The organism is Micromonospora sp. WMMD1082, assembly GCF_029626175.1.
Taxonomy (GTDB): domain Bacteria; phylum Actinomycetota; class Actinomycetes; order Mycobacteriales; family Micromonosporaceae; genus Micromonospora.
Window position 1 is genome coordinate 810819 of sequence record NZ_JARUBM010000002.1, and the last position, 21423, is coordinate 832241.

The following is a 21423-nucleotide window of genomic DNA, read 5'->3' on the forward strand; positions in this document are numbered from 1 at the left end:
CTTTACAGAGGCTCAGGGGTGGGTGCGGTCGAGGCTGCGGGCATCGGTGACCCGGCGGGTGGCGTAGATGTCACCGGCCCGGGCGGCGGCTCGCCACGGCCGGGCCTTGTTCAGCGCGATATCCAGGTCCGCATCGGTGCGGTCCAGATCGACGCAGACGACGTCCGGACCGTCCGACTTCGCGCGGCGCAGCAGATAGCCGTGCGGGCCGATCAGCGCGGAGGACGCGGCCGGCGCGCATTGGGCGGGCACGGCCATGCTGACCCAGCATCCGGTGGTGGCAGCGTGCCCGCGGGCGATGATCTCGAAGATCGGGTCCTCGGAGAAGCTGGAGAACAGCACGCAGTCCACACCGAGGTCGGCCTGCTGCATCCACAGCTCAGGGAAGTTGACCTCGATGCAGAGCAGACAGCCGAAGGTGAACCCGTCCACCGCGAAGGTGCAGACGTGCTCGCCCGGGGTGTAGAAACCGCTGACCTCGTTGTGCGACAGCAGCCGCTTGTCGTACCGGTCGGCCAAATCGCCGCTGTCGTTGATCATCCACAGCGAGTTGTGGGGCCAGTGGTCTCCGGTGAGCCGATGGTTGCCGCCGACCACGACCCACACCCCGAGCTCACCGGCCAGTGCCATCGTGGTGTCCAGCTGTTCGGCGACCGGCGCCCAGTCGATGCGCCATCCGGCGTAGTGCGGCTTGGCCGCACCCGCGTAGCCGCTCAGCGCGCCTTCGGCGAAGTGGACGAGCCGGGCGCCACCGTAGGCGGCCTGCCGCATGGCGGCCCGGATCGCGGTGCCGTTGGCGGCCGGGTCGGCGGCGACGTGAGTCTGCGCGATGGCGATACGGATCCGGTCGGCCACGTTCACCGCCCCGCGGGTGTCGGGTCGCCGGTCTGTCCCAGCCGGATGCAGAGTTGCGCCGCGAGCGCTCTGGCGCACCCTCGAAGCCACCGCTTGGCAAAAGCCTTCACAGATCTGACCGGTAAGGCAGACCCCACTATGCCCCTATCTGCCCGGCTTTCACGCCTGCGAGGCGTCCTCCCTAAGACTGGGTGACTTGCACATGCAAGCTTCGTGGGATTCGACGTAGTCATAGCGTGCTCCGTCCGGCGGTCGCGGTCTGCCGGGGCGCCGCCGCAGCGGGGCCGGTGTTTTCGTAGCCGGCGGCTTGCAGGGTGAACAGCTCCGCGTACCGCCCGTCGGCGTTCATCAGGTGGTCGTGGCTGCCGGACTCGACGAGACGGCCGTGGTGCAGGACGAAGATACGGTCGGCGTGGCGAACGTTGGCCAGCCGGTGAGTGATCAGGATCGTGATACCGCGCCCCTGCCGGTCTCGAATGGCCTGGAAGAGGGCGTCCTCGGCACGGGGGTCGAGGGCGGACGACGGCTCGTCCATGATGAGCACGTCCGCGTCGCGCAGGAACCCGCGAGCGGCGGTGATGCGCTGCCACTGCCCACCCGAGAGGTCCTGCCCACCGGCGAACGTGCGGTCGAGCAACGTCTCGTACCCGTGAGGCAGATCGATGATCATGTCGTGGGCGACGGCGCGGCCGGCGGCGGCCTCGATGCGGGTCTGCCCGGGGGTGGTGGTGATGTCGCCGACGGCGATGTTCGTGGCAGCGGTGAACGGCCACTTGTGGTACTCCTGCGTCACCACCCCGACCCGCGCCCGCAGCGCATCGGTGCCCCAGTCCTCGGCCGGTCGGCCGTTGTAACGGATGGTGCCGCCGGTGGGAGTGCGGAGAGTGGCGATCATGGTGGCGAGGGTGGACTTGCCGGAGCCGTTCTCCCCCACGAACGCCACCGTCTGCCCCGCCTCGATGCACAGGCTCACCTCGTCGACGGCCGGCGTGTCACGGTCGGGATAGCGCAGGCTCACCGCGTCGACGGTGATCTCCTCCAGCCGGCCCGGTGCCGGCAGCTCTGCGGCGGGTTCGGTGTGCGCTGGCAGGTAGTCGGCAGCGCGGGTCATGAAGCCGGTGTAGTCGCGGAAGTGCTGCCCCTCGGTGTAAACCCGGTCGACCTGGAACGTGACCACCGCCAGGGACCGTTGCGCGGACTGCACGGCGATGACGCAGGTCGCGGCGGCGGCGAGAGGGATCTGGCCATCGATGAGCAGCAGCCCGAGCAGGACGTACACCACGGCGGTCGCCACCCCACCGATCATCGCGCCGACGGTGGTCGTCGTGGTGACCCGTCGCGCCAGGGCCAGTTGGATGCCGGTCTCGACGGCCATGACCCGGTCGTACTGGTCGAGCAGAAACCCCCGCAGACCGTAGGAGCGCAGTTCGGGGGCGGAGTCGCGTTCGGCCATCAACCGGTGCAGCAACCACAACCGCCGACGCCGTACCGACCCGGCGGCGTACGTCTGGTAGCGCAGGTGCCCAGCCCGCAGCGACGCCCACCCGTTCGGCACCGTCGCCACCAGCAGGGCCAGCAGCAACAGCGGGTGGACGACCACCACAGCGACCGCGACCGCGAGGACGCCAGCGAGGCCGGCGAGCAGATTCATCGACGCCTGCACCAAGCCGGTGGTGGAGTTCGCGCCCCGAGAGGCACGCTCCATGTCGTCGGCGAACGCGTCGGCGTCGAACGCCTCCAGCCGCACCGCCGTCGTCACCTCGAACAGGCCGCGTTCCACCTCCCGATCGACCTTCGGCGTCAGGCCGTTCTGCGCGTACCCCATCGCGGTGGCCATGCCGGCGCGCAAGGCCGTCACCGCCGCGAGCGCGGCCAGGGCGGGCAGCGCGGCCAGCACCTTGTTGGCGGTCGGTCCGCCGGCGAACAGCTCCACCAGCACCCGCTGCGCCGCGAGGAGCCCGAACGCCGACATCACACCCGCGCCGACCGTCGTCGCTGCCACCACTGACGTCCGCAGCCGGTCGGCGCGCCAGCTCACCACGAGCGCGGCCCAGACCAGCCGGGGCAACTCGGAGAACACGGCGAACAGACCGGCCTGCGCCCGCGCCCGCACACCGGTCTCCCACCACACCTCCCGCAACTCCGGCAGCACCGAATCCCGCTGCGGTTGGAGACGGGCGGGCGTCCGGTCGGGGTGGTCGATTCTGGGCATGGCGGTACCTCCCGATGGTGAGCAGGGTGAACTGCGGTGGGTGGTGGTGTCTCGTGGCCGACGGCGGGACCGCGCAGGTGCCGCTGTCGGTGATCTCGGTTGGCGCCGCCGACGCGGTGCCTTCGCAGGAAGAGGCCCCGTTGGCCTGCGGTCAGGTGACCCGGATGCCGTCTTCGAGGTAGTAGCTACACCCGTCAGCGCGGGCGCGCAGCGCCTCGGCGATCCGGCGGGCCAGCAGCGGCCGTAACCGCTGGGCGGTCTGGGGCGGGTCGGACCACGCCCAGCCCTTCAACTCTTCCGGCGGCACCACGATCCGTTCCGTCGCGGGGGCATCGAGGGCGCCGCAGTCGTAGATGACCATGACACCCTCGGTGCGCCCGTCTCGGGCCGGCACCCAGTCCATGACGAGTAACCGACCTGGCGACATGCCCAGACCGAGCTCTTCCCGGCACTCTCGGATCGCGGCCTGGTACGGCGACTCGTCAGCCTCGACGCACCCGCCGGGGATCTCCCACTGCGCCTTGTAAGCGGGTTCAACCAGCAGAACCCGCTCGTCCGGGTCGGTGATCAGCAGCCCGGCGGCCATCCGCTTACGGGGCAGATCGGCGGTGAAATCGCGACGTCCGGAAGGCATGCGGAGACGGTAGGACGGGGCAGGGGCGACACGCCCGCAGCGCCGTGCGCCGACATTGTCGGCAGATTCCGACACCAACGCCGACACCACCTTGACCATGTCAGCGTCGCCATCCCGACCTGCCGGCACCGCCGTCGAGAACCGCCCGATCACCGACAGCGGCCAGGCGGAGGCCGTCGATGGCAGCCGAAAAGTGTCACCGGGGGCGGCTATGGTGTTCGCTCACCGTGACCGCGACGACCGGGGGGTGGCAGCGATGGTCGACCATGACGAGATCACCACCGCCCGCCGCGCGCTCGGCCGCCGCCTCGCCCACCTGCGCAAGGACGCCGGCCACACCCAGCACAGCCTCGCCCGGCTGGTGCAGTACGGGCGCAGCTCGGTAGCGAACACCGAGACCGGCCGGCAGCACCCCGAGCGACCGTTCTGGACCCGCTGCGACCACGTGCTGCGCACCGGGGGTGTGCTGACCGACGAGTACGACCGCATCGCCGACCTGAACCACCGCCGCCACCGCCCGGCGGATCCCTTGAGTACCACCAGCGCCGCAGCGTGGTGGGAGCCTGAGGGTGCCATCACCGCCCGCCGGTCGGCGCTGACCACCGGCACGGACGACGACGCCCGGCTGACGCATCTGGAAGACGAAGTCCGGCAGGCAATCGCCGACAACGAGCGCTGCCCACCAGCCATCCTCGTCGCCCGGCTACGTCCACTGCGGGTCGGCGTCGACCAGCTGATGGCCGCCCGGCAGCACCCACCACAGCGCGCCCGGCTCTACACCGCCGCCGCGCACCTGTCCGGGCTCCTCGCCGCCCTCGCCCTCGACCTGCGCGCCTTCAGCGTCGCGCACGCCTACGCCGCCGAAGCCTTCGACCTCGCCCACACCGCCCAACAACCCGACACCCGGGCCTGGGCCCGCGCCACCCAAAGCCTGATCGCCTTCTACACCGGCAACCATCGCGACGCCCTCGCCTACGCCGAAGACGGCCTCCGCCACGCCGGCACCGGCCCGCATCGGATCCGCCTCACGGTCAACGGGCAGGCGCGGGCGCTTGCCCATCTGGGCGACCGGGTCGGCGTCGACCGGGCTGTCGGCCGGGCGTTCGACCTGCTAGCCGAGCACCCGTCGGACGGGCAGGTCAGCACCAGCCTGACCCTCGGCCCATACTGTCCGACCCGTGCTGCGGCAAACGCGGCGACCGCCTACCTGGCCCTCGGCCACACTGCCGACGTCGCCGGCCATCTGACCACCGCCATCGCCGCTTTCGACACCGCCCAGCTACGCGGCCCGCAAGCGCTGAGTCGTCTCGACCTGGCCACCGCCCACCTGCACGCGGGCGACCCCGACCAGGCGGCCGAGTTGGCGCTGCAGGCGCTCGCTCTCACCGCCGAGCACCGCTTCGAATCCGTCCGCCAACGCACCCACCAGTTCCTCACCGCCGCCCACCCCCTGGGCCACCACCCGCGGATACAGGACGTCGCGGACCTGCTCGCCGACCGCACGCAGCCCCGGACGGTGCCACCGGCGGGCCTACGATCGCCGACATGAGCAGCCGGGAGATGGCCAGCCTGCGGCAACGGTGGACGGCCTACCAGGACCTGCCCACCCTCACCGAGCACTGGTACTGGCGTCCCGGCTGGCATGCTGGCCGCCGCTTCTACACCTGGCACCTCACCTTCCAAGACCAGCCGGCGCTCCACCACCTCATCACCGACCTTCAGCAGCGACTCGCCCTGCTGCCTGGGCTGGACCCGGTGCCGCTCGACGGCCTGCACCTGACCATGCAGGGCATAGGCTTCACCGACGAGGTACCCGACAGCGACATCGAGGCGATGATCGCCGAAGCCCGACGCCAGTGCGGTGGGCTTCGGCCGTTGGAGCTGTCGCTCGGCCCCGTGGATCCCGACGCCGAAGGCATCGGCCTGCTCATCCGACCCTGGGCCGCCGTCGAACGAGTACGCGCCGCTGTCCGGGCCTCGATCGCCGCAGTGTGGCCCGTCGTTCCCGAACCAGCCGACGGGTTCCGGCCCCACCTCACGATCGCCTACAGCGGCGCGCCCGCACCCACCGCGCCGATCCGCGCCCGGCTGGCCGAACTTCGGCACCTACCCCCAGTGACGGCGACAATCAGCGAGGTCTCGCTGATTGCGCTACGCCGGGAAGATCGCACCTACCGATGGTCGACCGTCGCCACCGCGCCCCTAAACGGATGAAGCACGCCCGGTCAGGACGTCAGACCGGTGACACGGGCGACGGCGTTGTTCGCCGCGAGCCAGCCCGACACGTTGCCGCAGTCGTAGTAGTCCCCGGTGACGGGCGAGACGAGGATGTCGTGGTCGGCGGCGTAGGCGTTGATCACGTCTGTCGTCTGGAACTCGCCCGTCTCCTGGTCCGGCCGCAGGGCCCGGAAGTAGGGGGCGATGTCACCGGGAAGCAGGTACCGGCTGATGTTGACGAACGCTGTCGGCTCGTGCCAGGTCTGCGGCTTCTCGACCATCCCGGCGTAGAGGCGCGTGCCGGTGCCGCTCTCGCGGGTGGACACCACCCCGTAGAGCCTTGCCTGGCTGCCGTCGACCATGGCGGCGGCCATGGCCGCCGAACTGCCCGCCGCAGCGCGGCGGGACACGAGGTCGGCGAGGTCGCTGCCACCGTCACCGCGCAGGAGAAGGTCGTCACCGGTCACCAGGAGGAAGTCGTCGTCACCGATGAAGTCGACGGCGACCATCGCGGGCACGGCCGTGCCGTAGCGGCCGTCACGCCCCTGCTCCAGAAACGTGATGTCCGCGATGCTCGGCAGGCCGGCGGCGGGCGCCCACTTGTCGGCCCAACCCCGGTCACGGAAGTACGCCTCTGTGGCCGGGTCAGGGCTGAAGTAGTGGCGCACCTGCTCGCCTGCCTGTCCGGCAGCGGCAACGATGGCGATCTCGGTGACTCCGGCGCGGACGCAGTCCTCGACGGCATACTGCACGACAGGCTTGGTCAGAACCGGCAGCATGCACTTGTTCACGGTCTTCGCGACGGGAAAGAACCGGGAACCGAAACCGGCGACAGCGATAACCGCTTTCGTGACCACGATTCGGCTTCCTCCCCTGCGTCCGCCGTGACTGACCGACCGCCAGTTTACAAAACCCACGACCGGCTGCTGGCACAGCATGCCGGCGCCGATTACGTTAGGGAGGCCAACATTCGAACCGACGGAAGAAACAGTCCGTGCGAGTGATCTGGGTGAACGGCGCGTTCGGCGCGGGAAAAACGACACTGGCGCAGCAGCTGATCGCGGACGATCCCCAACTGCTGCTCTTCGACGCCGAACTACCTGGGTTCATGCTCCGGGAGATCGTGCCGCTACCGCCCAGCGGGGACTTCCAGGACCTGCGGATATGGCGACGCAGTGTCGTGGACACGGCGGTCGCACTCGCGCAGGAGTACCAGCGGACACTGGTCGTCCCGATGACCGTCGTCGTATGGCCCTACCTTGATGAGATCCTCGCCGGGCTGCGTCGCCGCGGCATGGACGTCGCGCATTACTTCATCACTGTTCCGACCGACGTCATTCGCGGGCGAATCGAGGCGCAGTCGTTCTGGCCACAGGACCCAGCCCGGGACGCGCAGGTCCGCACATGGCGGCTGGCCCAGGTGAATCGGTGTGCCCAAGCGGCTCAGAACCTGCCGGCCGGCACCATCGTCCTCGACGGAACGCTGCCCGTGGAGCAACTGACGGCAAGGGTGACAGGCGCAGCCCGTGGCTAACGCGCAGGGTTCATCGCCCACAGTTTGAGCCCGGGGAGCCGGTGCTGTGGCAGCAAGGGCTCACCGTTCGGCGGTTCAGGCGGGGACGAGTTCGATCTGGTTCAGCTCCTGGTGGTGTCCCTGCGGTAGAAGCGCTTCGTGCCGACGTCGCTGCCAGCCAGACTGATTATGTCGGCGAGAACCGGAGCCGTTTCTCAGCGAGTTTCAGAGCCAGCTCGGGCCGGTCGGCGTGATCAATGTCGGTGAGTTCGAGCGCCACCTTCGTGTGAGTCAGGCGTCTGCCGGAGACTTGACCCGCCGGGTTCGGTCGGGGTTTCCAGGCGGTGGCGCTCGAACTCAGCAACAAAGCTGAGGTCAGAGCCCGGCACCCGGGCCGAACCGGAGTGCGGGATCTACTCCTGCGGAGCCTCGACTTGATCACCCCCGGCTGACGGAAGGCGAGCAGGTCAGCCGCATGCGGCAGCCGGATCGGTGGTGTCAGCTTCCGCATCGCAAGGAGGCCCGCGAATGGGCCCCGACGCACGGCCTCGTCCACGGCCTGCTGGTCCCCAAGCGGCAACGACTGCCAGGTTCGCCTGGCCGCGCACATGCTGCAGAGCCCGCCGATGTGCTCAGCGTCAGCGACCGAGCATCGCATCGTGCAGTCGGGACAATCGAAGTGGAACATGACCGGATCATGCGGCCGACGCATCCAGGCCAGCAACCGGAATCGCCTTCAGCAGGTGGCGCTGAAACTCAGCGACACGACTTTGAGCCCGAACCCCGTGGCGCTGAACGTCACCGACACCCGGCGCTGGAACTCACCTACAGAACCACCAGACAGAGTATCGGGGCAGCGCAGCACTGACGCCATGGGCCACGCGGTGCTGTCGGGTAGCCATGCTGGGATGTCCCCGGGGGGAGTCGCAGGAGGAGGGCCGCCGGCCGAGTTCATGAGCTGAGGCTACTGCCCAGTTGGGTAGTTCTGGCCGACCTGCCTCAGCGTTGCCGTCACGGGCTACCGAGGCCCGCACATGGGCAGCGGCGGATCAGTACTCGCGCTCGTAAAGCAGGCCCTCGGCGGCGTCCAATGGCACATCGCGCCTGCCGACCGGGTGGCCGAAGTGCTCCGGTGGCGTCTCGCTCGGCTTCGGCTTCGCTCCGGGTACGCGCTCGGGCTGTCGAGGTTCGGCGGGTGCCGTGCCGGCGAGTGCGGGCGGTGTGGTCGGGGTGTCGTACCAGGAGGGGATTTCCCCGGCTGCCGCGATGACGGATGCGGCGAATGTTCGTACGGGGCATGGGGTTCTGCCGCATCTTGCGCATGCCTCGGTCGCGGTCGGGTGGTGGCGCTGGTACAGCTCGACGGCGGTGGTGTGAGTCAGGGTGCCGCGCAGCGTGGGGATCGGGCGATGCATCGCGGCCTCCCTCTCGTCTCGGCGGTTGGCGGCTGTCAGGACGCTGGGCGTATGCGGTTCGCGTGGTGGATCGGGGTGGCGGTAGGCCTGCGGGTGGTAGCCGGGTGGTCATGTGCGCCGGGAATGGGGTCTTCGGGGTTGTCGAGAAGTAGCCAGAAGCGGGCTTTGGCGTGGCTGTCGGCGGTGGTGAGGGCCTGGTCCAGCACCGACTGCTCATCGAGCGCAGGGGTGCTCCGGTGCTCCCAGCTGGAAACGGCTGCGATGGTCATGTCGAGGTGTTCGGAAAACGCGCGCAGGCTCATTCGTAGCGCTTCGCGTAACGCGCGGACCTCCCGTGTGGTCCACCGGCCGACGACGGCCAGCCCGCACCCGCACGCCACCGGACAGGGCACCACTGGAGGGATGGGCGGGGCTGATGTCCCGGCCTGCTGGCGTCCCTGGTCACGTGCGTGATCTCGTTGTGCTTGGAAGTCCTGTACGAGTGCCCGGACCCGGTCCGACATGGCCAGCAGTGCTCCCCGTGCGCCCAGGGCAGCGTCGGCGTTGCGCCAGAAGACGCGGGTGGTGTTGTCCCGGCCGACTTCGACGTTAGCGATCTGGCTTCGGGAGTAGCGAATGAGCTTGGCAAGATCGACCTGTCGCAGCCCGGCGACGGCACGCCACTGGGCCAGGTGCCGGCCAAGTTCTTTGCGCGCTTCGGCTATGTCGGTGGGGGTGATTCCACCTGCCGTGCCGAAGCGGCGCGGCACCGGCGGCATGTGCCGGGCCAGATGTGAGGGCCGTGGACTCTGAGCAGGGATCATGGCCGCTGCCGCTGCTGCCCGATCCGACGAACTGATGCGTCGCCGACAGGCCCCGGCACACTGATCGGAGTCAGACCGCGTGGCTTGACGAGGCCGAGGTCAATCGGCTTCCGGACCGGTCCGGTCACCACCGCGAGAAGACCGGGTAACCCGACATCGTCGCGGGCCCCGGTGGCCACCTCACTGGTGCCCGGCACCGTCCGTGTCAGGCCGCACTGAGGGCGAGACATCGCGCAGACGTGGGTAGGTACCAGCGCGGTCGTCATCGCGATCCGCCTCCGGTGGCCAGATCCGCCGCTTGCGCTTGGGATGCGGGGACCTGTCCCGCCTCCCACGACCTTGAGCCGAGCGGGCAGTGCGCCTGGCTGATCGGCATGCCGCATCCCGGACACCATCGCTGCGCACGCCTGAACAACGCGAACCCCGCCGCGAAGCCCACCAGCAGCGCCGCACACACCGCGATCCCCACTAGGAAGCCCACTGTGTACCTCCCCGACCTGATCGAGCGCTGATGGCAGACGTTCGCCGACCGACAGCAGACTAGTCTTAGGCGTCTCTAGTCTTACAGTGCAGACTAGATCCAGACAAGTTGCGTGGCCGAGGTTGTTCGTGGAGATGTGACATGCTGTCCTGGTGCCAAACTGGCCTACCTTGAGACGCAGACGGCTCGCGCGAGAGCTGAGCAAATTGCGTGAGTCCATCGACATGACGATCGAGGAAGCTGCGGCGAGCGCGGGGATCTCCCCGTCGCACCTCTCGCGGGTGGAGCGTGCGCTCGTGGGCGTTCGGGTGCCGGCGGTGCGGGCGTTGCTGCAGACCTACGGCGCGAACGCCTCGACCATGGCAGACCTACTCGACGTGGCCCAGGCGTCCACACAGCGTGGATGGTGGCATCGGTACGCGGGAAGCATCCCCGACGAGTACGCGACCTACATCGGATTCGAGTCCGATGCCACCAGGATCTGGAACTTCGAGCTGATCTCGATCCCCGGCCTGTTACAGACCGAGGGATACACCCGATCGAGCCTGCACGGCGGCGTCGCTCGCCTCACCGAAGAGGAGATCGAGCGGCGAATCGAGATTCGCCTGCGTCGACAGGCGCTGCTGCACCGCGATAATCCACCAGCGCTGTGGGTCGTTCTCGACGAGGCCGCGATCCGTCGGCAGGTCGGCGGTGCGGCAACGATGGCCGAGCAGATGAACCATCTCGCCACCATCGCGGCCCTGCCGCACGTAGACGTTCAGATCGTGCCGTTCGGAGCGGGCGCCCATCCCGGCGCCCCCGGAGGCTTCGTGATCCTCGGGTTCACCGACCCCGCCGACCGCGAGGTCGTCTACATCGAGACGATGGCCGGTGATCTCTACCCTGAAGGCGACGCCGAGGTACAGAGCGTGACCCAGGCGTTCGACCGGCTGAGGGCGATGGCGCTCAGCCCGGATGACTCCGCATCGATGATCCGGGACGTGGCAAGGGAGCTTTCATGATCGACTTCAGCCGTGCCGTCTGGCGCAAGAGCACCAGAACCCAGCAGAGTGGCCAATGCGTCGAGGTGGCGAGGGTTGGTGAGGTGATCGGTGTGCGGGACTCCAAGGACCCGGACGGTCCCGTGCTGGCGTTCACGACCGGAGAGTTCGCCGCGTTTCTCGACGGAGCAGCCAAGGGAGAGTTCGACGACCTGGTCTAGAAGGACCAGCTGCGGCTGACCGAGGTCGCCCGCAGGCTGAGACGCCCGGCTCGGGCCTTCGGGCCGGGCGTTCTCACTCCCACCACGACGCAAGCTGGGCGGGAAGGTCGCCGGCATGCGCCGGGTGAATCGATCACAGGTTGCTGAACTCTCCTTGGTCGGCACCCCGGAGGAAGGCTTGCCATCCGGAACGCGAGAAACGGAGCATCCCGCCCTCGGGGTTCTTCGAGTCCCGTACGGCAACCCCCTCACTCAGCGACGCGACCTCCACGCAGTCTCCGTTGAGGCTCTCCGAACTCTTACGCCATACCAGGCGTCCGGAAGCGTCGGACACGTTGACTCCCTTCGTTGTCTGGGTCGAGACTGCCACAGAGCGCCCACCGCGACTAGTCTCAAGCCTCGACTAGACTTGATCGGAAGGTGGCGGCAGAACGGGACAACCTGATGCAGATGGGCGAACTACAACGCAGGCTGAGCACGGCCGAGCGGTCCGTGTTTCGGCTCGAAACGCTGCCCGCGTACAGCGCGGCGGGCGAGGTCGACCTGCTGCGCGACTTCCACGCGGGACACCCGCTGCCACCCCGCACACCCGAAACCGATCCCTGGCTACGGATGGTGGCCGACAGCGTGCAGGCCGGCACACGTTGGAGTCGTGTCCACGTCCTACACCGCCCGCTATCGGACTACCTGCGCTTCGAACTGCTGGGCTATCACGGCAACGTCGCTGCCGGCGAGGACGTTCGGATCGCGGACCGGGCGACGGCCCCCGCAGCACTGGGCCCGCTGAGGCAGGACTTCTGGCTCCTCGATGACGAGTTCGGCGTGATCATCGAGTACGACGGGGAGGGCCGGCGTCTCGCCATGACGCCCACCAGAGATGTCGGGAGCCTCATCGAACAACGGGACCTCGCGATGACGCACTCGATCCCACTTCGGGACTACCTGCCGACAGTTCAGGACGAGTTGCGTAGATCCTGGTGAATAAGCCTGTGGACGACCGAACGGCGCTCGCGACCAGGCTGCGTGAACTCCGAGAGGACGCAGGTCTGTCGACCACGCGACTCGCCGCCGCCCTGGGCTGGTCACAGTCAAAGGTATCGAAGATCGAAAACCGTCGCACGAAACCGTCCGTCGACGACGTCCGGTCATGGTCCGCAGCGACGGGCGCCACCGCCGAAGTCACCGCCGAACTGACGAACGCCGCGGAGTCCATCCAGGTCGCATCGATCATCTGGGACCGGACGCTGACCGGCGGCCGGGCCGCGCACCAACGCCGGATCGGCCGGACCCTCGCCGAGGCAACCCGGGTGCAGGTCTTCCAGCACGCCGCAGTACCCGGACTCCTTCAGACCGCGGAGTACGCCCGCAGCGTCCTCGCCCTCGCCGACGTGTTCGGCGTCAGCGACACCACGCGGGCAGCAGCCGCCCGGGTCGAACGGCAGACAGCCCTCTACGAAAAGGGCCGACAGTTCGACTTCCTCATCACCGAAGCCGCGCTGCGGTTCCGCCCCGTACCCCACGACGCGCTCGCCGCCCAATACGACAAGATCCTGTCAGTCGGCACGCTACCGACCGTGAGCCTGTCAATCCTGCCGACCGGCGCCCGCCCCTCAGCGGTACACGCCCATCCCTTCGTGATCTACACCCTGCCCGACGGCTCCCAACTCACCACGATCGAGACCTACACCCGCGAACTGACCCTCACCGACCCCGAAGAGATCCGCGTCTACTCACAGGTATACGACTCGCTCCTCGCAGACTCCGCGACCGGCAAACAGGCCCGCCAACTGCTGGAAACGATGCGGGCCGAAGCCCTGGACTCAGCGGAGTCGCAGGCCCGGTGACCGCAAGCCGGGAGACAGACTGGCTCTCGTCTCGTACCGGTCGAAGGCATCGGCCTGCTCGTCCGATACCGGACCTCCCGTCGAACGGAGCCGCGCCACCATCGCTGCGCCGGAAACACCGCACCTCTCGATAGTCGACAGGATCTGCTGCGCCCACGAACGGCTGACGCGTGACGGTTATCGCCGAGGCGGGCGACAGCGTTCCCGCCGGATTCGGCCGAGGCGGGCGAAGCCACACCATCACCTTCGACACCGAGCCCTCCCCCGCAGCGGTCTGGCCTACTGGTTGGCGAGTTCGATGGAGAGCACCCGGCGTAGGGCCTGCACGACCACGCCGGGCGCGAACCGTTCACCGGCCTGCCGTTCCGCCCTCGCGACCGCTGCGAACAGCTGCTCCGGCGCCGCGACCCGCAGCGTGGCGACCAACCACCCCTCCAGGTCGTCCACCTCAGTCGGCAACTCCAACGCCGCCGGGGTCGGCGTCGGAACCGCCGCGCCCAGTTCCGGCAACGGCACACCGGCCGAGGCGTACCGGCCCGGCGGCATACCGACGCGGTACGGGTGCACGCACACCGGATGCCCGTCCGGGTCGACCCGCCAGCCCGCTGCCCGGTCGTACGCGAACTCCGGGCCTGGCCGGTCGACCACGTCGAAGCCGCCCGGACCCAACTCCTGCGCTGGGCACACCACGCAGGTGCGCTCGCACCACGCGGGCAGCGGACCATCCACCCGCCCAGGCTAGACCGCGAAAGGGCACAGACAGTGAGCACTCTCGCCACGTCACGTCACCCACTCATCCGCCAAGCCCTCACCAACGCCCGCACCTCCTCGACCGAGGGCCACTCACGCCGATGGTGTCGAGATCTCGTGTCGAAGGTGTTCGACATCAACGCACGGTGGGTTCATTGGTCATGCCGCAGCGTCACCATCCACTTGGAGTAGTCGATGTGTGTCCCCCGTGACCAGGCTCCTCGCCTCGATTTCCAGACGGCTGTCGGATGGCGGCAGGCGTCCGGAAATGGCGTCGGTCGCCAGGTTCCGTGTCGAGGTGATGCTTGTGCTCCTCGGCAGCGGCTGGGCCGGAGCGAGGCCTTGTCTCGGTTGGCGTCTCGACGCGATTGACCACTCATCAGGAGGCTCATGATGACCATGCTTGGCATGCCCGCTATGCCGTCCGTCGCGCCTGAGCAGACGGGTCCGGTCACCTTCACCGCTGGACATCACTTCACCGCGCGTGACGCGTCGATCGAGGAGTTGGTGAGGGCGGCGAAGGTTCCCCTGTCGGTGATCCTGCAGGTGACGAAACGGTGCAACTTCGACTGCTCGTTCTGCTCCGAGACTCTCCAACTCCCGGATCCGACGCTGCCCCAGTTGGACACCATCCGCCGGAATCTGGCGGGTGTGTCGCGGGTGTTCCTGTCCGGCGGTGAACCGCTGCTCCGACGGGATTTCGGAGAAATCGTGGACATGTACACCGGGGACTTCATCGTCGGTGTGCCGACCAACGCCACCCGGGGGTTGCAGCACGCGAGGTCGATGGTGGGGAAGGTCGCGTTCGTCAACGTGGGCTTGGAGGGGCCGCGGTCGACCACCAACCGGGTTCGCGGCGACTACGACGAGGTGATGGCAGGCGTTCGGGGGTTCCTGGAGGCGGGCTTGCCGCTGTCGCTGTCGGCCGTGGTGTACCGGTCGACGCTGCACGCGTTGCCGTTCACCTATCAGATCGCGGACGTCATCGGCGCGGGCAAGCTGAAACTGATCCTGCCACTGCGCAAGGGCAACGCCCTGGATCTGGAGGAGAACGAGTTCATCAGCCTGGAGGAGGCTGGGCAGACCTTCGATCGGCTGACCGAGGCGCGGGCAGTGCACGACTGGCGGCCGGCGCTGCGGATGACGACGTGGACCCCGGACACCGAGGGACACATGATCCTGGTGGAGGTGACCGGCAAGGCGAGCGCATGGCCGGTGTACGACGCTCCGGACCTGCTGGAGCCTCTCGGCAACCTCCTAGACGAGCCGGTGTCGGAGATCTGGGCGCGGTACCGGTTCAAGCGCAACCACTTCGCCAAGTATCTCGGTGCCAGCATCCGTACCGTGTCCAACGCCGGCGCGGCCGGGTCGGGTGGGCATGCCCGTGCGTGAGTACACGAACCTGCAGTGGCCGGAGGCGCCGTTCGGCGCCGACCAGCGTCCATTCGGCCGGCAGCGCGACATGCTGGCCGCGTTCGCTCTGGCCTGGGCGAACGAGCCAGACGAGGGGCCGCTCCCGGTCGCGGCAGCGACCGTCTACCTCGGGGTCCGTCGGCACGGCAGCGCCTACGAGGTGGGTGAGGAGAGTCTGTCGATCGGATTCCGGGCCGATGTCGTCGAGGACAGGACCGAGATACCCGAACTCCTCAGGTTGACCGATCGGGCGTTGACCCGGGCCCGCCGGCACGCGGCGATCCTGGCCGGTCACCGTCTCGGCGACGATCTGTCCCGCATGGCCGCGCTCTCCGCGGTGCCGCTGCGCGGTGCGGCCGGGGTGCTGGCTGCGTGGGTGAACCGCGCCGCGAAGCGGCGGGGCATGGCGCTCATGGTGGACACCTCGGTCGAGGCCAGCGACGCCGGCGCCGATCTGGACATGCCGCTTGAGCCACTGCCCCGCCCGCTGCCGCAATGCCCGGCGTGCGCCGCCGAGACGGGCCGGTACGTGCTGGACCGGGGCCTGGCGATCGGGCTGACAGCGGCAGTGCACGCCGGCCGCTACCGCTGGGAGGGGACCTTTCGCGTCACCGATGCCGTCGACAGGGCGGCGTGGGACGTACTGCAGGTCGGCGGGACCGAGCACCACGCGCACGACACGGCCCGTCCGCCGGTTGCCCGCGCGGCGGGGTGACGACCGCTAGCCTCGATGGCCGTCACCCGCGACGTACCGCAGACGGCGGTCAGCCTGCCCGTGACCGGTACGTCTCAGATGAAGGGATGCAGGTCTGGTGCGAGTGATCAGCGACATCGGCGGGCCGGGCAGGATTCCCGACCGGCCGCCGGGCACGCGCCTGATCGCCTCGATCGACGTCGAGTGGAGCAAGAACTACCGGATCAAGAACGGCAACCAGGCGTTCTGCTACTCGGTCGTCTGGCTCGCCGTACCGCTCGACGGTGAACCGCTGGTCGTGACATCCGGGCTGCCGTTCTGGGCGACGAGCGTGTACCTCGACCGCGAGGACGAACGGCCGGACCTGGTGCAGGCAGCGGCCAGTGACATCGGCACAGCGGCCGACGCCGCGGATCTGGTCGTCGGTCACCAGCTGTGCAGCGACCTGGCGGTGCTGGCCGCGAACGCAGGTACGGCGGTGCCGGCTGCCCTCGCCGCCGCCCGGCAGGCATGGCGCGACCGCCGAAACGCGGCCGTACGCGACCAGCGGGTGCTCGACACCCGCTTCGACGCAGGAAGCGTCCTGTCCCACACCTCACGACGGCTGGTCGACGTATGCGGCGAGTTGAACCTCGACGTGACGCAACCTGAGCTGGCGCGCAAATCCATGACCGCGCTAAACCGCGACTGGCTCCACAACGCCGACACCGAAGCGCGAGAACGAATCACCGTGCTGAACCTGCGACACAGCCTGTCCACCGCGTACGTCGCGCTCCGCGCGACCGGCACACTGACCTGGCAAACTCCGTTGAACGTCAACACCATGCTGGCCGACAGGCTCGCTGGACGGGTCGGCTGGCTCCAACACCCCACCTTCCGAGCGCTCACCAACGGGGGACGCGAATGAGCGTCCGGGACTGCGTACTCATCGGAATCGAGGGCACACACGCCGCGGGGAAGACCACCCTGGTACACGCCCTGACCGCCCACTACCGGCAACGCGGAGTACAGGTCGACTGCACCGGCGAGCCGGCCCGCACCAGCCCGTTCATCGAAGAAATCGTCATCCACGGCAAGGGCACCTTCGACCTGGCAACCGAGGTCGACCTGTTCGCGCAACAGCTCTCGATGACACTGCGCACCGCCCGCCACAACAAACTCCTGATCTGCGACAAAACGGTTGTCAACGTGCTCGCCTACGCCCGCATGGTCCTACCCGCCACCGAAGCCAGCCACGACGCCGACGTACTCGACGCGATGGCTCACTTCTGCCGGGCCTGGGCCCCCACGTACGACGCAGTGTTCTACCTCCCGGACCGCTACCCCGACCCTGCCGATCCCTTCCGCGCCAAGGTCACCCACCTGCAAGACCAAACCGCCGAGGCGGTACGGCGAACCCACGCCGAGGTCGGGCTGACACTGGTGGAGGTGCCAGGTGGGCTTGGCACCCCCGAACGCATCGACTGGATCGCCCGGCGGGTCGACCCGCTTCTCGCTGGTCAGCCAGCTATCCTCCGCCAGCGTGACCGCACCACCGACCCACCCCGTTGACGTACTACTCCTGCTCACCGACGCCGACCACGTCCTCCTCGCACTCCGCGACGGCACCGGCTACGCCGACGGACAATGGAACCTGCCCAGCGGCAAACTCGAACCCGACGAGGACGCGATCAGCGCCGTTATCCGCGAGGCCCGCGAAGAAGTCGACTTGCGGCTCTCCCCGGACGAACTACGGCTCGTCACCACGGTGCACCACCGCAACCCCTCCGGACACGCCCGCGTCGGCCTCGTCTTCACCGCCACCCACAACCCTCGCCAGCAGGGCGAACCTATCAATGCGGAACCACACAAATGCGCCAAGATCGAATGGTTCCCGACATCGCTGCTGCCCATGAACACCTACCCGTACACCACAGCCTGCGTCCAAGCCTTCCGCGACGGCCGACCCCTCGCTCTGGACGGCTGGCCATAATCCGGACGTCGAAGGCACGACGACACCTGGCAAGGGAATTCGGGGCCCCGGTCGCGGATGCGCCGGGGCTCTCGCCGGGCTGCAGCGTCCGCAGACGCGGCCGGAGCGGGATCGCCTGATGCAGAAGGAGTCCCGGCAGTCGTCACCACCGTTGTCGATCAAACGAGTATTCGCACACGCCGCGTTCGGCTGGCGGACAGGCGTGGCTGAAGGTTTACCGTCGCCGGCAGGGCGCCACAAACGCCCGCCGCCCAGTCGGCGACCCGCTGATACGGGCACCGTTGGCCCAAGCGCCGAGGACAGGTGATTGTGATTACGAAGCCGACCGTCGCCGCGCTGGCGATCATTTCCACCGCTGCTGGTGAGGTGGTGTTCGTCCGGCAGCAGCGCGGCCCGTACGCGGGATGGCTACTGCTGCCCGGCGGCAAGATCGAGTTCGGAGAGTCGGCGCAGGACGCAGCCCGCCGGGAAGCGGTGGAAGAAGCCGGCTTCGAGGCCGGCGAGCTGACACTGACCGGGATGTACGAGATTCGCGCCGAGAACGGCTCATACCACTTCCTGATGTTCGCCTTCCACGCCGGCACCGCGACCCAAGTGACGGCCGGCGGGCATCACGTGGACGGCGTGCTCCAGGCAGCGGTCGACGACGTGCAACCGCATCCGACGGTGATGCAGATCCTCAACGACGCGGGTGTTGCCCACTACCCCGCACGGGACATCAAGGCAGGACTGCGCCGACACGGAATCCTGATGCGCGGGCATCTGACCGCAACTGCGGGCACCCCAACCTGACGGGCTCACTGGCGCCCGCCAACGCTTAAGAAGTGCGGCGATCGCATCGACACGGACGGGCTATGACCCTGCTCACGACGTGCATCTTTCTGTCGGTCTTAACCTTGAGAGTTCGGGACGCTTCGCGCGTTGCTACCGCTGCACGCCGCTGCTCACGAAGGTCGTCGCGGCGGCCACTCCGTCGGCGACCGCGTGGGAGAGCGGGATCTGGTGAGCGAGCCGCGCGGCGAGAGTGCCGAGGAAGGTGTCGCCTGCTCCGCTGGTGTTGATCGCGGTGACGTGGTGTGCGGGCACGAGCGCGGTGTCGTGGGCGTCGCTGTAGGCGGCACCCCGTGGGCCTGCGGTCACCACAGCTGCGCTGGGGCCCAGTTCGCGGAGTTCCCGTGCGGCGACCGTCGGGTCGTCGTGGTGGCGGCCGAGTATCGCCGCTGCCTCGGCTTCGTTCGCCACGAACAGGTCCAGTGGGGCCAACGCAGCTGGTCCGAGCGTGGGATGCGGTACCAGGTTGCCGATGAGCATCGGTGCACGGTGGTGTCGGAAGACGGCGTCGACGGCGTCGGGCGGGAGATCGAGTTGGGTCACCACGACCGACGCGCGCGGCCCTGCGAGTCTGCTGCTTACCTGCTCGCCGGTGAGTTCGGTGTTCGGGGTCCGCGCAAGGATGATGCGGTTCTCGCCGTCCGGGTCGACTTCGATGAGCGCGATTCCGGTCGGCGCCGACGGCACGAGGTGGAAGCCGGACACGTCAACGGTCGCGTCGGTAAGGGTTCGGTACAGGAAGGCGCCCCAGTGGTCGTCGCCGGCGTTGGCGATCAGGCTGGCGTGCACGCCCGTCCGGCTGGCGGCCAGGGCCTGGTTGAGGCTCTTGCCGCCGGCGGTGGTCGTCGCCGGCGACGAGGCGAACGTCGTGCGGCCAGGAACCGGCGGCCCGGGGATCCGCACAGTGATGTCGATGTTGGCGCGGCCCACGACGGCGACACGCGGCACAGCCGACACCTGCGCCGGCTCGGGCGAGTGGCTCATCCGGCCGTGGCCAGCTGGTCGAGCAGATGTCGTACATCCCGTTGGCCGCGGAAGGGTTCGAGCTGCCGGGCCAGGGCGGCGACGTCGCGGCGGACCCGCGCCGAGCCCGTGGTGGTCGCCACCGTCAACGCTTCAGCGGCTACCGTGGCGGCGTGGCCGGGCTCCGAGGCCGCTAGGTACGCGTGCGCGGTGCGGGAGAGGTATACACCCCGCTCGCGCCGGTAACGCTCGGGCCACTCGTTGACGGCCGCCGTGAAACTTCCGATGGCCTTGTCGGCCTGCTGGAGACGCAGCCACCCCTCGCCTTCCTGCGCCGCCAGGTAGGGGCGGGTGCAGAACGATCCGAGGGAGTCATCGCCGCTGGTCGGTGAGGCGTCCGAGACGAGTGAACGCGCGCGCTCGATCGCCGTCTGGAAGCCGGTGACGTCTCCCTGAGCGACGCTGCCATGCGCCTGCTGGACCGCGGCGAAGGCACGCACGAGTGCAGGCGTACCAGGTAGGCGCAACGCCGCACGGGCCAGAGCGGCGACCCGGTCCTCATCACTGGTGCGGACCATCCGCTGCGCCTTGCGGGCCAGCACATAGGCCCAGAAGTCCTGGTCATCGGCCTCCTGTGCGAGGCTTCCCGCACGGTCCAGCCACCGCTCGCCGGCCGCCCGATCTCCCAGGTCGTCGGCGAGCCACCCCGCGAACTCGCTCCACCGCGCCTGCGTGCCGACCAACCGGTCCCGAAGCTCCCCACGCGCCTGCCTGCGCAGAGCGGCGATCAGCGCGATCTGCTGCTCGACTGTCGACAGGACAGTGAGGCCGCCGAGCTGGTCGTCGGCTCGCACGAGGCATGCGCGCAGCTGCGCGAAGTAGTCCACGATGGCGGGATCGACAACCGACGAACGAGGCACGTCCACGGCGGTGACAGCCGGCAGCGTCACCACCCCGGCGGCGAGTTCCAGCAGAGCCCTTCGACTCACCCGCAACGACACCACCCGCCCATCGGACATTGCCGCAAGGGTAACGACGTCCTCATCGCCGACGCCGTTACCGTCAGCCGCCACGACGCCAGCAAGCTGCACCGCCGCAGTCAGACCACCCCAGCCGTCAGCCCCATCCACGGCACCGACATCGCCCAGCGGCCTTTCCGCCTCACCAGCCGGAACACCAAAAGCACCAGGCGAAGGCATGCGGTCCTCGACCTCGCCCCACCGCGCACGCTGCGCCGCGTCCACTCTCTCTTGATCAAGCTGCTGCTTGAGGCGACGGTAATCGTCATAGCCGGCCAGCAACTCTCCGCCAGCTTCCAGGGCCGACTCACAACGCTGCCAGAAGACCCGGTCCGGGCACTGCCGCCCAGTCTCCACCCCAGCGATCGTGGTCCGAGAAACCGGCACCCGCCGCGCCAAGGCCAACTGGGTCACCCCACGCGCGTTCCGCCACCCCGCGAGCCTCGCGCCCAGCGCCCGTCTCGCATCGTCCACCCGCTGCGGATCGATCACCAATCCCGCCCCTCCACAACGCCGCACAGGCACGATAGCCACATTGACGGGAAGCGACGTCACCCTAGCCCATCACAATAAACCCGGCCAGTAACCGCCGACGGCCCACTG

The 21423-nt window shown here is 68.7% G+C and carries 22 protein-coding genes and 1 pseudogene; 13 read left to right on the forward strand and 10 right to left on the reverse strand.

Translation table 11 applies throughout. The annotated features are described in order from the left end of the window. Window positions 1-12 precede the first annotated feature (12 nt). The 3 genes from O7615_RS03950 to O7615_RS03960 all read right to left on the reverse strand — a co-directional run bounded on the left by O7615_RS03950 (window position 13) and on the right by O7615_RS03960 (window position 3701). Window positions 13-861, reverse strand: coding sequence for a carbon-nitrogen hydrolase family protein (locus O7615_RS03950; RefSeq protein WP_278175862.1), 849 nt, complete (start codon window positions 859-861; stop codon window positions 13-15). 223 nt (window positions 862-1084) lie between these two features. Continuing rightward, window positions 1085-3067 carry an ATP-binding cassette domain-containing protein gene (locus O7615_RS03955; RefSeq protein WP_278175863.1) on the reverse strand — a complete coding sequence of 661 codons (1983 nt, stop codon included), beginning with the start codon at window positions 3065-3067 and terminating at the stop codon, window positions 1085-1087. Between the two features lie 151 nt (window positions 3068-3218). Next, window positions 3219-3701, reverse strand: a complete 483-nt coding sequence (locus tag O7615_RS03960) for an NUDIX hydrolase (protein WP_278175864.1) — start codon at window positions 3699-3701, stop codon at window positions 3219-3221. Between the two features lie 256 nt (window positions 3702-3957). Here O7615_RS03960 and O7615_RS34290 point away from each other — a divergent pair. Together O7615_RS34290 and O7615_RS03970 are read left to right on the forward strand one after the other, a co-directional pair. Next, window positions 3958-4617: pseudogene (locus O7615_RS34290) on the forward strand (helix-turn-helix transcriptional regulator); the annotation flags it as partial. Window positions 4618-5246: 629 nt separating this feature from the next. Further along, window positions 5247-5915: a 2'-5' RNA ligase family protein gene (locus O7615_RS03970; RefSeq protein WP_278175868.1), complete on the forward strand. Its 669-nt coding sequence runs from the start codon at window positions 5247-5249 to the stop codon at window positions 5913-5915. Window positions 5916-5926: 11 nt separating this feature from the next. On the opposite strand, the gene O7615_RS03975 is transcribed toward O7615_RS03970, so the two are convergent. After that, window positions 5927-6856 carry a sugar phosphate nucleotidyltransferase gene (locus tag O7615_RS03975; protein WP_278175870.1) on the reverse strand — a complete coding sequence of 310 codons (930 nt, stop codon included), beginning with the start codon at window positions 6854-6856 and terminating at the stop codon, window positions 5927-5929. 56 nt (window positions 6857-6912) lie between these two features. Here O7615_RS03975 and O7615_RS03980 point away from each other — a divergent pair, with 56 nt between their 5' ends. Next, on the forward strand, window positions 6913-7452 hold the full coding sequence (locus tag O7615_RS03980) for an AAA family ATPase (protein ID WP_278175871.1): 540 nt from the start codon (window positions 6913-6915) through the stop codon (window positions 7450-7452). Between the two features lie 1028 nt (window positions 7453-8480). On the opposite strand, the gene O7615_RS03985 is transcribed toward O7615_RS03980, so the two are convergent. Together O7615_RS03985 and O7615_RS03990 are read right to left on the reverse strand one after the other, a co-directional pair. Continuing rightward, a complete protein-coding gene (locus tag O7615_RS03985; RefSeq protein ID WP_278175872.1) occupies window positions 8481-8846 on the reverse strand; it encodes a hypothetical protein in 366 nt (121 codons plus the stop codon). A 35-nt stretch (window positions 8847-8881) separates the two neighbouring features. Beyond that, window positions 8882-9604: a helix-turn-helix transcriptional regulator gene (locus tag O7615_RS03990; protein WP_278175873.1), complete on the reverse strand. Its 723-nt coding sequence runs from the start codon at window positions 9602-9604 to the stop codon at window positions 8882-8884. A 678-nt stretch (window positions 9605-10282) separates the two neighbouring features. Here O7615_RS03990 and O7615_RS03995 point away from each other — a divergent pair. Further along, complete coding sequence (locus O7615_RS03995; RefSeq protein WP_278175874.1) at window positions 10283-11134, forward strand: helix-turn-helix transcriptional regulator; 852 nt, start codon at window positions 10283-10285, stop codon at window positions 11132-11134. Next, the gene (locus O7615_RS04000) at window positions 11131-11334 is read left to right on the forward strand and encodes a DUF397 domain-containing protein (protein WP_091330000.1); all 204 of its coding nucleotides are present in this window, start codon (window positions 11131-11133) and stop codon (window positions 11332-11334) included. Before O7615_RS03995 ends, O7615_RS04000 begins: the two co-directional genes overlap by 4 nt. A 133-nt stretch (window positions 11335-11467) precedes the next feature. Here the strand turns inward: O7615_RS04000 and O7615_RS04005 are convergent, their stop codons facing one another. Continuing rightward, a complete protein-coding gene (locus tag O7615_RS04005; RefSeq protein ID WP_099845045.1) occupies window positions 11468-11668 on the reverse strand; it encodes a DUF397 domain-containing protein in 201 nt (66 codons plus the stop codon). A gap of 86 nt (window positions 11669-11754) precedes the next feature. On the opposite strand from O7615_RS04005, the gene O7615_RS04010 reads away from it, so the two are divergent. Together O7615_RS04010 and O7615_RS04015 are read left to right on the forward strand one after the other, a co-directional pair. Next, window positions 11755-12315 carry a DUF6879 family protein gene (locus O7615_RS04010; RefSeq protein ID WP_278175875.1) on the forward strand — a complete coding sequence of 187 codons (561 nt, stop codon included), beginning with the start codon at window positions 11755-11757 and terminating at the stop codon, window positions 12313-12315. 8 nt (window positions 12316-12323) lie between these two features. Then, window positions 12324-13178 (forward strand): helix-turn-helix transcriptional regulator, encoded by an 855-nt coding sequence (locus O7615_RS04015; RefSeq protein WP_278175876.1) that lies wholly within the window; start codon window positions 12324-12326, stop codon window positions 13176-13178. 279 nt (window positions 13179-13457) lie between these two features. Here O7615_RS04015 and O7615_RS04020 read toward each other — a convergent pair whose 3' ends face one another. Continuing rightward, window positions 13458-13907, reverse strand: coding sequence for a hypothetical protein (locus tag O7615_RS04020; RefSeq protein ID WP_278175877.1), 450 nt, complete (start codon window positions 13905-13907; stop codon window positions 13458-13460). A 429-nt stretch (window positions 13908-14336) separates the two neighbouring features. Here O7615_RS04020 and O7615_RS04025 point away from each other — a divergent pair, with 429 nt between their 5' ends. The 6 genes from O7615_RS04025 (at window position 14337) to O7615_RS04050 (ending at window position 18799) form a co-directional block, all read left to right on the forward strand. Next, on the forward strand, window positions 14337-15320 hold the full coding sequence (locus O7615_RS04025) for a radical SAM protein (RefSeq protein WP_278175878.1): 984 nt from the start codon (window positions 14337-14339) through the stop codon (window positions 15318-15320). Beyond that, on the forward strand, window positions 15313-16056 hold the full coding sequence (locus O7615_RS04030; protein WP_278175879.1) for a hypothetical protein: 744 nt from the start codon (window positions 15313-15315) through the stop codon (window positions 16054-16056). The genes O7615_RS04025 and O7615_RS04030 overlap by 8 nt, the downstream gene beginning before the upstream one ends. Before the next feature lie 97 nt (window positions 16057-16153). Beyond that, complete coding sequence (locus O7615_RS04035; RefSeq protein WP_278175880.1) at window positions 16154-16942, forward strand: hypothetical protein; 789 nt, start codon at window positions 16154-16156, stop codon at window positions 16940-16942. Further along, window positions 16939-17586: an AAA family ATPase gene (locus tag O7615_RS04040; RefSeq protein ID WP_117230932.1), complete on the forward strand. Its 648-nt coding sequence runs from the start codon at window positions 16939-16941 to the stop codon at window positions 17584-17586. Before O7615_RS04035 ends, O7615_RS04040 begins: the two co-directional genes overlap by 4 nt. Further along, window positions 17558-18007, forward strand: a complete 450-nt coding sequence (locus O7615_RS04045; RefSeq protein WP_278175881.1) for an NUDIX domain-containing protein — start codon at window positions 17558-17560, stop codon at window positions 18005-18007. The genes O7615_RS04040 and O7615_RS04045 overlap by 29 nt, the downstream gene beginning before the upstream one ends. Window positions 18008-18316: 309 nt before the next feature. Next, complete coding sequence (locus O7615_RS04050) at window positions 18317-18799, forward strand: NUDIX hydrolase (protein WP_278175882.1); 483 nt, start codon at window positions 18317-18319, stop codon at window positions 18797-18799. Window positions 18800-18931: 132 nt separating this feature from the next. On the opposite strand, the gene O7615_RS04055 is transcribed toward O7615_RS04050, so the two are convergent. Further along, a complete protein-coding gene (locus tag O7615_RS04055) occupies window positions 18932-19786 on the reverse strand; it encodes a ribokinase (RefSeq protein WP_278175884.1) in 855 nt (284 codons plus the stop codon). 32 nt (window positions 19787-19818) lie between these two features. Beyond that, window positions 19819-21312: a helix-turn-helix transcriptional regulator gene (locus O7615_RS04060; protein ID WP_278175886.1), complete on the reverse strand. Its 1494-nt coding sequence runs from the start codon at window positions 21310-21312 to the stop codon at window positions 19819-19821. Window positions 21313-21423: the final 111 nt, after the last annotated feature.